The sequence below is a fragment of the Rhodopseudomonas pseudopalustris genome, from assembly GCF_900110435.1.
In the GTDB taxonomy this organism is placed as follows: domain Bacteria; phylum Pseudomonadota; class Alphaproteobacteria; order Rhizobiales; family Xanthobacteraceae; genus Rhodopseudomonas; species Rhodopseudomonas pseudopalustris.
Genome location: NZ_FODT01000022.1, coordinates 1 through 7689, shown reverse-complemented (window position 1 = coordinate 7689; position 7689 = coordinate 1). Strand labels below are relative to the sequence as shown.

Genomic DNA, 7689 nt, shown 5'->3' with positions numbered 1-7689 from the left:
TAGGCGATGGGGGCTTTATACGCGCCTACATCCGTAGGTGTCAACACCTGTAGGCTACACCCGTACACGAACCCGAGGCGGCTATGGACTGGAATGACTTCTTTGAGCGAACCCGCGTGGCGGCCAAGGTCGAGAGCTATTCAAAGCTGGCGCCGCTGCTGGGTATCACGGACGGCGCAATCGGCCACTACCGCATGGGTAGGCGTGTGCCGCAGGTGTGGGTAGTGGCAGATGCGCTCCGTATCCAAGGGCATCCGGAGCCGGAAAAACAGGCGATTGAGATCATGAAGCGTGCGGCGCTTACTTCGCCTGAGCGCACGTTCTGGAAACGTCTGGCTGCAACGGCGATGGCCTTGTGCCTGGCCGTTGGCTTCACCCTACCCCACGACGTGCAGGCTATGCCGCAGACTGGCAATGCCTTGCACGATATACATTATGCGAAATGGCGTATCCGTCGAATCTGGGCTTTTGTTGGCTCCGCGTGGCAATGGCTGGGCCTCTGGCTCGGCTCTTGCCTGCGCCCTCAGTCCCCGGCCAAGGATGAGATCGCGGCATGATCGTGTTCGACCCGCACCACCGTATCGACTTGACCGGCCCTTGGGCCGGTTTTTCTTTCCTCGGTGATCGCTTGATCACCCCTGAGGGCCGCGAGCTACTTCCCGAGGATCTGGCCTGGCTGTCGCTCACCGCCTGCCAAGCGCAGGAATGGCGCCGGATGATGGAAGCTGCGCGTTCTGCGCCGTCGATCGACAGTTCCAAGCGTGGTGGCAATCTTCCTGCAGTGGCATGGGATCGTCCTGCCACTGTCGTCAATCTGCGGGACGTGGTGAGCCGGCGCAAACAGCGGTCGGCGGTGGCGATGGCTGGCCCTGACGCCGAGCCTCCTGCAGGTGTCCTGCCGGTACCGGGGCCGAGACCTCGCCAGCGCGTGTAAGGCGCTTTCGTAGGGGCGCCGCCCCTACACCCCGGCTACAATGCGCGCAGGACGCCTTGGGGAGCCGTATGGACCGCGAACGACATGAACCAACCTTCAGCGTGCCCGATCTGCAGGACGTGCAGTTCCGCGGCAATCGCAATCGACCTGTTCGAAGCCAAACTTCAGGTAGCGGCACCGGCTTGGTATGGAAGGTTGCCCTGGGTGTGTTTCTTGGAATGAGCGCCTGCGGACTCGCAACCTGCACAGTCCTGGGCTCGCTGGGCTATGCCGTCCAGAAGCAACAAGAGGTCCAGCTAAACAAAGCGATCGATGATCTCAACAAGATCGCCAACGACCCTGACCCAATGGGCTTTGCGAAAATTGCGGCAGAGAAGCGCCGAGAAGAAGCGCAACGGGCCGCAGAGTATGAGCGCGTGCACCGACCGCCGCCACTAGGCCCGAATGAACGATGCGTCGGCGATACGCGCTTGAGGCGCGTGGAGAACGGCTGGGTGCAGTCCGGCTCATGTCCCTAGTCCCGCCAGCGCCACCATCGCGGCAAGGTGGCCTACGTAGTAGCCATAGAAGACCTTGCCGGAACGCGGCAAAGCAACGTTGAAGTGGCCGAGCCGCAGCGCCGGAATGGCGAGCAAAGCCCACGCATTGCCGTTATAGGCGCACAACAGGCCCATGCAGCCCCACACCAGCCACGGTTGACCACCCTGCCCCCTGTACCAACGCCATCCAGCGAGAACAAGCCACACGCCCGGCCACGCGTAGTCCAGCCACGCCGGGGCGATGACCGCGAGAAGCACGACCAGCAGCCAATACCGGCGTTCAATAGCCCATACACAAACAGCGGCCACAGCGAACGTCAGTAGGACATTCAGCGGCAGCAACTGGCCGAATGCCAGGACAGCCACGGGCGTTGCCGCAATACCCCAAGCCGCCAGACGCCGGGCCGACTTCGCTGCGTCTGCGCCCGGCTGAGCAAGATTGAACGCCATCACCAACGCGAAGACCGGAAACGCTACACGGCCAAGCTCGGACACAACTGACACATGGCCCAAGTGGAAAACGGTCACGACGTGATCGCCGGTCATCAGTGCCAACGCCAGCCACTTGAGCAACTCACGACCGCCGCTGGTCATAGCCGATTCTCCCCGCGAGGTGTGGTCATGTAGCTAGTGGTACTGATGGGCGGAGACTCTGGAAAGCTCCCCATAGCTCGCTGACTGCGAGCAATTGCCGTGCCTTCAACCTGGCGTTGATTGATTTCCTGCATGCCGCGATTTATCTGCGTCTGCCCATCGACGAGGCGATCCTCACGCTTCGGCAAATAGGGCTCGTATTGCCCACTTCGCGCAACCATGCGACAGGTGGGTTCATCTGCCAATTCGTACCGCGTCCCCTGCTCTGTCACACACGTGCAGCTGGGCTTGTCCTGTTCACCGAGGCCGTTCTCCCCGCCGAGCGACGACATGCAGAAGATGCGCGGCGGCTCGGCCGGCAGGCTGAGTGCGCCGTCATAGACAGGTGCGCTCCACGGTTGTGATGGGATGCGCGGGAGGAACTTGTCGACGTAGTCCTTGAGTGGCTGTGCCGGGCTCGGCGCGGCAGCACCGCCCGCCGTCGCAGGTGCTCCGTCGTGCGGTGTAGCCGCTTGAGCAGTACCGCCGACTGCGGGGCTGTCTCCGCCGTTCATTCGCTTATCCATGCGCCCGAACGCGAAATACATCATAAGGACGGCGGCAACGGCCAGAACCGGCAACGCGATGACGTACCAGGGGATGCGCCGCTCGGTAGTGTCCAGCTCAGTGGACTTGTACATGCCCATAGGACGCTTGGGCAGTGTGCGCCGCTTCGTGACCAGCGGTGTTGCTTTCTCTGCACGGGCCTCGAACTTGTCGAACTCGCGAAGATCGACAAACTTCGTGCCGAAACGGCGACGCACATGCACGTGGCGTTCAATCAGGTCATGCACGAACTGATCGCACTGCTTATCCGGCGACTGGCTGATGAAGATGAAATCCAGACCCTTGTGGCGGTGCTTCGCCAGCTGTTCAACGTGAGGCGGGACCTTAGAGCCTGTCGGACGCTTAGGCAGCATGCCGTGTTCATAGGCCTCATCAACCAGAGCAACTGCGCCATCAGGCAAGAAATTCGGCCAGTCCCTGAACTGTTCCGGCGTCATTTCCAGCACACCAGTTTTGGCGTAGTCGAACTCGCGAATGTTGCAGGCGTAGACGATGCGCCCTTGATCCTTGAATTCAAGTAGCCGCTCGATGCCGTGCAGCGTCTTCCCGTGTCCAGGCTGGCCCGTATACCAGTAGATCATGAGCCCGACCCCAGCCCATCGGCGACTGACTTAGGAACGATGAAGATTTTCCACGCCATACGCACCGTAAGGGCGGAAAAGATCATGGAGAAGCATGTGCCGACACCAAGGTACGAAAGCATCTCGTAAGCCTGCCCATCAATACCGCCGATGAACTGCATCACGAATTCTTTCAGCTTGGGCAGCAGCGCATTGAACGTGACGGTAGTCAGCCCGAAAGTCGCCAGAAGTTTGCCCAGCATTCCTGCTGCCGCTTCCTTGGTCTTGCCAAGCAAAGACGAAATGCCATCGGTGATCCAGTCAGAAACCATGCCCATTAGAAGACCGCTCCCATCAGAATTCGAATTGCCGTGTATGCACCAAAGATGAGGATCAACCCGCGCAGAATCGCTGCAATTCGGCAGAAGTATGGAACGTCACCAGCGCTCACCGTCTTGCCCATGATCGTGATCGACGGCGGTTGCGGGCATGACCCACCACCACCGAACATGTTGCTTGTGTCGAGATTGTCGGTTGAAAGAGGAATTCCCCACTTCTTGGCACTAGCGATGTCCGCCGCGCCATCGCCGATGGGCGTAACGTCTCCCCTGCCCTCGAGCACATCGGCTACGCCGTTGCCATTTGCATCACCTTGGTTGCCACCTTGTCCAGGCGTGTCTTGCTTTGCAGCAAGCTTCTCCACGGCACACGCTGATCGCCACTGCATCAGAAGCTGGGTGTACTCCATGGCATTGCATTTCTCACCAGTGCATGTCGGCATACCGGCCTGCGTACACTGACCACCACTGATGTTGTTGTTACGGCGGGTATTGCATTCAATTCGCCATTGAATCCGCGCCTGCCCACACATGATCGGCGAGCCGCTGCACGACGGCGGAGACTCGCAGGTGTCGCCGCCAGAGAAGCTCTCGGGGTCATCGGTATCCGGCTGACCGTCGTTGTCCTTGTCCCTCTTGCAGGTGCCATCTGGCCCGCGAACCTCGCCCTTGGCGCACTGACCATCACCGGGAATGCACTGGCCCGAGGGGCTGCGAATCATGCCAGCCGGGCACTCTTCATCTTTCTTCTTGCAAGACCCAGCCACAAGCGCCATGCCGTCCGGGCAAGGCTTTTCATCTGTACAGGCGTTACCGACCTTTACCTTACCCTTGGGACACTCGGGCTCAACGGGCTGGCAAACCTTCAGCGCACCGTTCCAGATCATGTTGCCGCCCTGCTTAGTGCAATCCGGCTTCTCGTTGCAGCTTTGACCGGTACTCCAATAGGACGTGGTGTCGTCGCCGTTGTCTGCATACTTGACCTCACAACCACGACTACAAGACACGGAGCCAGATGGTGGAAAGAATGGCGTGGTCTTAGTACCCCGAGCTTCGCAGGACTGATCGAATGCGACGGTAGAGCTATGGCGCCCCTGAAATCCACCATTTTCAAAGAGACAGTTGCCGAATGCGTTTACGCTACCTGGGCCCACAATCAGGCCTATCGTGCCCGAGTCAATCGATGCACCGGCAACAGCCCCGCTGCACGACTGCCGAATATTGCTGATCGCTTGCTCTGTCGCCTCGCCTTGGTCAATCGCGAATGCCGACGATGGCAAAAGCGCGAGCAGCAAGAACAAGATGCGCCTCATCACATGCCCTCAAACGCAAGCCAGCAAGCACCACAGATGCCAACAATGATGAAGTAGCCCATGACAATTCCCCCATAAAAAAGGGGGCGAACGTTACCGTGCGCCCCCGGTTTCAGCACAGGCCCCGTTACTTCGCAGCCTTGCGGGTGTAGGCCCAGACCAGAATCAGGCCAATCAGCACGGCGCACGCACCGATGACCACTCCGATATCGGCCTTGCCACCGGCCATTTCGCCAGCGATGGCGGCACCCGGCGAACTCGAACCCGAGGCCAGTGCGGCACCCGAAGCAACCAGGGCGGTGGTACCGGCGCCAATCTTGGCGACGGTGGAAGCGCCGAAACGGCGAGCAGCGTTCATGAACTCCATTGTGGTTTTCCTCGTCATCAGTAGACCCCTATGCGCGCCGCGCGGAATACGAGACGCGCTTTCAACCCGATTGCCCAAACTCCAACGATGGAGAACGCGACAAGGGTTCCATCAGCCAATGTCAGGGGTGGCAACACTGGCTGGTGGTATGGCATCCAGACAGGCACCGAACACGTGCCGTCCTGCTGCACGTTTTCAGCAGCACAGCCGACCACGTAGAGGGGTGCCGGATCGGACATCGTTAGCCCTGGGCAGCTACGCGCGGCGCAGCCTTCGGCAACATCCGCAGCACAGTGAACTTGCTTAGCGATGCAACGCCCTTGTTGACCTGCAACATGGACTCGACGTCGAGCTCGTACTCACCTTCGGGGTAGCCGCTCTGACCGTCCTCCAGGCGCACGTCGAATGGGTAGGCGAAACCTGCGGTTTCCAACTTGGCCTTCTGCTTGCGAGTGGTGAACTTGACGTCTTCGCCCTTTTCGTTCTTGAAGCTGCCGACGCGTTCGTCAATTTCGTTCTTGAGGACGGTGATCTTGATGCTCATGCGCTGTTACCCTTTTGAGGTTTGCTGTACGGCCGCGATTTCGGGCCAATGCGCTGCTGTTTCGCCTGTGACCCACTTCGGCAGCGATGGCGAAGTGCAGGATTCGATTACCGCCCGCAATGCCTGATCGTCCGGGCAACTCTTGGCGATGAAATTGAGGGCTGCGCCGTACTGGCGTCGGATGTGGCGGCGTACGCTCTTCCACGTCGCCTCAACGGCGGCTTTCGTGATTTCGATGCGCGTGGCAACACAGCGCAGAAAGGACAGCACCGGATAGGCCCCGAGTAGGTAGGAGGCCGGATCACGCAGAATGTCGAGGGGCAGTTCCTTGCGGTTGGAGTTGCGGAACTGCGCCTCATAGCGCACCCACGGTGAACTCTTATCGCCCTGTTCCCTGCCCTTCTCGTAGACGCGAAGCTGCTTCTCCGACTTCTTGCCGCCCACATAGAACGTCTTGCCGTCGCCGCTGTCGTAGTCGTCCACCAGCTGCGCCTTCGGGCGCTGACCACGGTTATCGAACTCGCCAGCGGCGTACCACTTCTGCGCCAGACGCAATGGGTATTCCCCCACCAGGTCATCGGCGCACACGTCAACACGCGTGATCCTTCCGGCGCAGCTTTCGAGCTTCGCTCGAAGCTCCAGCCACCGCTGCGCATGGCCGCAGCGCGCTGCGCTTATCGCCTTGCATCCATCACCGGTTAGCTCGATGCGGGCGGTATATGTCCCATCGGCGCGGCGGCACTCTTCGCCGCCCAGTTCGATCATGCCGACGAACTTCTTGGCCGCGTCGATGATCTTGATTCGCCACGTGTAGAAGCGACCGCCGCCTGCTGCTTCATCCAGTTCGAGGCCCAGCCCTGCGAAGAACCAGCAGAACACCTGCAGGGCCGCAATACGTGCGTTTTCCGGGGAGAACTCGATCCACTGGCGGACCTCTTCGAAGCTGTCGCCATCACGGAACGCGACCTCGTCCAGCGCTGCGCGCAGATCGATCGAAGCGGAGAACCAGTCGATGCCGACCGTCAGGGTTCCCTCGGGGTTCCTGAATTCACTGACTCCCCTGTTAGACGAGGGGAGTCCCGACTCGGCCAGCACCGCGCGCTCACCGGCCATTGGAGCGATCCTTGCGAAGCTTCCACAGGCGACGAAGCGCCAGCCATGCCTGCTCAATCACGATGGAGACAATGGCTCCGCCCACGACGAGCGACACGAACACAACGACTGCCGCGAGGCCCATATCGAACTCTGCCAGCTCGGCGAATGAGGGGTACCTGCTCATGCGGCGCGCTCCTGCTCTTCGGCGAATCGAGCGGCGGCCAGCAGATCGCCGCGCTTGGTGGCGGCAATCTCGGCCTGATAGAGCGTTTCGTGATTCGGGGTCCAGCCGGTTGCGGCCAGTTCGGCGCGTGCCTGGGCTACGAAGGCCGCTTCATGTGCGCTGCGACGGGCGGACGCCCCACGCCGGTCGAGGCACCACGAAACGAGTTTGGCGCTGCCAATGGATACGGCCACGATGGCCGCCAGCAGCACGAAGGCAATGAACGGATGGATCACGATTCACCCCGGTTGCGGTGTATGGATGCCATGTAGTCCCAATGCTCCGCATCGAGATCACAGCTCCTTGCCATGCCGGTTTCGTTGATCGACCGGAAATACACGGACAGATCGCGCGCGAACTGTGCGTGCTGCTCGCAGTGCTCTGCGTACTCAAGGTGATCCATACCCCTATCCCCTACCCCAAGCCCCAAGAGAACCCGCCAGCGGCCTTGGGGTGCCGGTGGCGGGACCGCCTACAGCCATAGGCGATGGGGGCTTTATACGCGCCTACATCCGTAGGTGTCAACACCTGTAGGCTACACCCGTACACGAACCCGAGGCGGCTATGGACTGGAAT

The 7689-nt window shown here is 60.6% G+C and carries 13 protein-coding genes; 3 read left to right on the top strand and 10 right to left on the bottom strand.

The window, feature by feature from the left end:
* The first annotated feature begins 83 nt into the window (after nt 1–83).
* From BMY71_RS25130 to BMY71_RS24680, 3 genes are all read left to right on the top strand, one after another.
* The gene (locus tag BMY71_RS25130; RefSeq protein ID WP_210185075.1) at nt 84–557 is read left to right on the top strand and encodes a DUF3693 domain-containing protein; all 474 of its coding nucleotides are present in this window, start codon (nt 84–86) and stop codon (nt 555–557) included.
* A complete protein-coding gene (locus BMY71_RS24075) occupies nt 554–934 on the top strand; it encodes a DUF3653 domain-containing protein (RefSeq protein WP_092686395.1) in 381 nt (126 codons plus the stop codon). Before BMY71_RS25130 ends, BMY71_RS24075 begins: the two co-directional genes overlap by 4 nt.
* Nucleotides 935–1002: 68 nt before the next feature.
* Nucleotides 1003–1452 carry a hypothetical protein gene (locus BMY71_RS24680; RefSeq protein ID WP_139202742.1) on the top strand — a complete coding sequence of 150 codons (450 nt, stop codon included), beginning with the start codon at nt 1003–1005 and terminating at the stop codon, nt 1450–1452.
* Here BMY71_RS24680 and BMY71_RS24070 read toward each other — a convergent pair.
* From BMY71_RS24070 to BMY71_RS25090, 10 genes are all read right to left on the bottom strand, one after another.
* A complete protein-coding gene (locus tag BMY71_RS24070) occupies nt 1441–2067 on the bottom strand; it encodes a TraX family protein (protein ID WP_092686394.1) in 627 nt (208 codons plus the stop codon). The two genes, BMY71_RS24680 and BMY71_RS24070, sit on opposite strands and share 12 nt — an antisense overlap.
* The gene (locus BMY71_RS24065; protein ID WP_092686393.1) at nt 2064–3254 is read right to left on the bottom strand and encodes a zonular occludens toxin domain-containing protein; all 1191 of its coding nucleotides are present in this window, start codon (nt 3252–3254) and stop codon (nt 2064–2066) included. The genes BMY71_RS24070 and BMY71_RS24065 overlap by 4 nt, the downstream gene beginning before the upstream one ends.
* Nucleotides 3251–3571, bottom strand: a complete 321-nt coding sequence (locus tag BMY71_RS24060) for a DUF2523 family protein (RefSeq protein WP_092686392.1) — start codon at nt 3569–3571, stop codon at nt 3251–3253. The genes BMY71_RS24065 and BMY71_RS24060 overlap by 4 nt, the downstream gene beginning before the upstream one ends.
* Nucleotides 3571–4872, bottom strand: coding sequence for a hypothetical protein (locus BMY71_RS24055; RefSeq protein WP_139202741.1), 1302 nt, complete (start codon nt 4870–4872; stop codon nt 3571–3573). Before BMY71_RS24055 ends, BMY71_RS24060 begins: the two co-directional genes overlap by 1 nt.
* Before the next feature lie 139 nt (nt 4873–5011).
* Nucleotides 5012–5251: a hypothetical protein gene (locus BMY71_RS24050; protein WP_092686390.1), complete on the bottom strand. Its 240-nt coding sequence runs from the start codon at nt 5249–5251 to the stop codon at nt 5012–5014.
* Between the two features lie 241 nt (nt 5252–5492).
* Nucleotides 5493–5795, bottom strand: a complete 303-nt coding sequence (locus BMY71_RS24045; RefSeq protein WP_092686389.1) for a single-stranded DNA-binding protein — start codon at nt 5793–5795, stop codon at nt 5493–5495.
* A gap of 6 nt (nt 5796–5801) precedes the next feature.
* Nucleotides 5802–6908, bottom strand: coding sequence for a replication initiation factor domain-containing protein (locus BMY71_RS24040; RefSeq protein WP_092686388.1), 1107 nt, complete (start codon nt 6906–6908; stop codon nt 5802–5804).
* Nucleotides 6898–7074 carry a hypothetical protein gene (locus BMY71_RS25095; RefSeq protein WP_175557780.1) on the bottom strand — a complete coding sequence of 59 codons (177 nt, stop codon included), beginning with the start codon at nt 7072–7074 and terminating at the stop codon, nt 6898–6900. The genes BMY71_RS24040 and BMY71_RS25095 overlap by 11 nt, the downstream gene beginning before the upstream one ends.
* Nucleotides 7071–7349, bottom strand: coding sequence for a hypothetical protein (locus tag BMY71_RS24035; RefSeq protein ID WP_092686387.1), 279 nt, complete (start codon nt 7347–7349; stop codon nt 7071–7073). The genes BMY71_RS25095 and BMY71_RS24035 overlap by 4 nt, the downstream gene beginning before the upstream one ends.
* A complete protein-coding gene (locus BMY71_RS25090; protein ID WP_175557779.1) occupies nt 7346–7516 on the bottom strand; it encodes a hypothetical protein in 171 nt (56 codons plus the stop codon). Before BMY71_RS25090 ends, BMY71_RS24035 begins: the two co-directional genes overlap by 4 nt.
* Nucleotides 7517–7689: the final 173 nt, after the last annotated feature.

Bases quoted from the DNA above. Each gene is read 5' to 3' on its own strand.
- BMY71_RS24045 (WP_092686389.1), bottom strand. From the start codon at position 5,795: ATGAGCATCAAGATCACCGTCCTCAAGAACGAAATTGACGAACGCGTC.
- BMY71_RS24050 (WP_092686390.1), bottom strand. From the start codon at position 5,251: ATGGAGTTCATGAACGCTGCTCGCCGTTTCGGCGCTTCCACCGTCGCC.
- BMY71_RS25090 (WP_175557779.1), bottom strand. From the start codon at position 7,516: ATGGATCACCTTGAGTACGCAGAGCACTGCGAGCAGCACGCACAGTTC.
- BMY71_RS24680 (WP_139202742.1), top strand. From the start codon at position 1,003: ATGGACCGCGAACGACATGAACCAACCTTCAGCGTGCCCGATCTGCAG.
- BMY71_RS24075 (WP_092686395.1), top strand. From the start codon at position 554: ATGATCGTGTTCGACCCGCACCACCGTATCGACTTGACCGGCCCTTGG.
- BMY71_RS25130 (WP_210185075.1), top strand. From the start codon at position 84: ATGGACTGGAATGACTTCTTTGAGCGAACCCGCGTGGCGGCCAAGGTC.
- BMY71_RS24060 (WP_092686392.1), bottom strand. From the start codon at position 3,571: ATGGGCATGGTTTCTGACTGGATCACCGATGGCATTTCGTCTTTGCTT.
- BMY71_RS24040 (WP_092686388.1), bottom strand. From the start codon at position 6,908: ATGGCCGGTGAGCGCGCGGTGCTGGCCGAGTCGGGACTCCCCTCGTCT.
- BMY71_RS25095 (WP_175557780.1), bottom strand. From the start codon at position 7,074: ATGAGCAGGTACCCCTCATTCGCCGAGCTGGCAGAGTTCGATATGGGC.
- BMY71_RS24070 (WP_092686394.1), bottom strand. From the start codon at position 2,067: ATGACCAGCGGCGGTCGTGAGTTGCTCAAGTGGCTGGCGTTGGCACTG.
- BMY71_RS24065 (WP_092686393.1), bottom strand. From the start codon at position 3,254: ATGATCTACTGGTATACGGGCCAGCCTGGACACGGGAAGACGCTGCAC.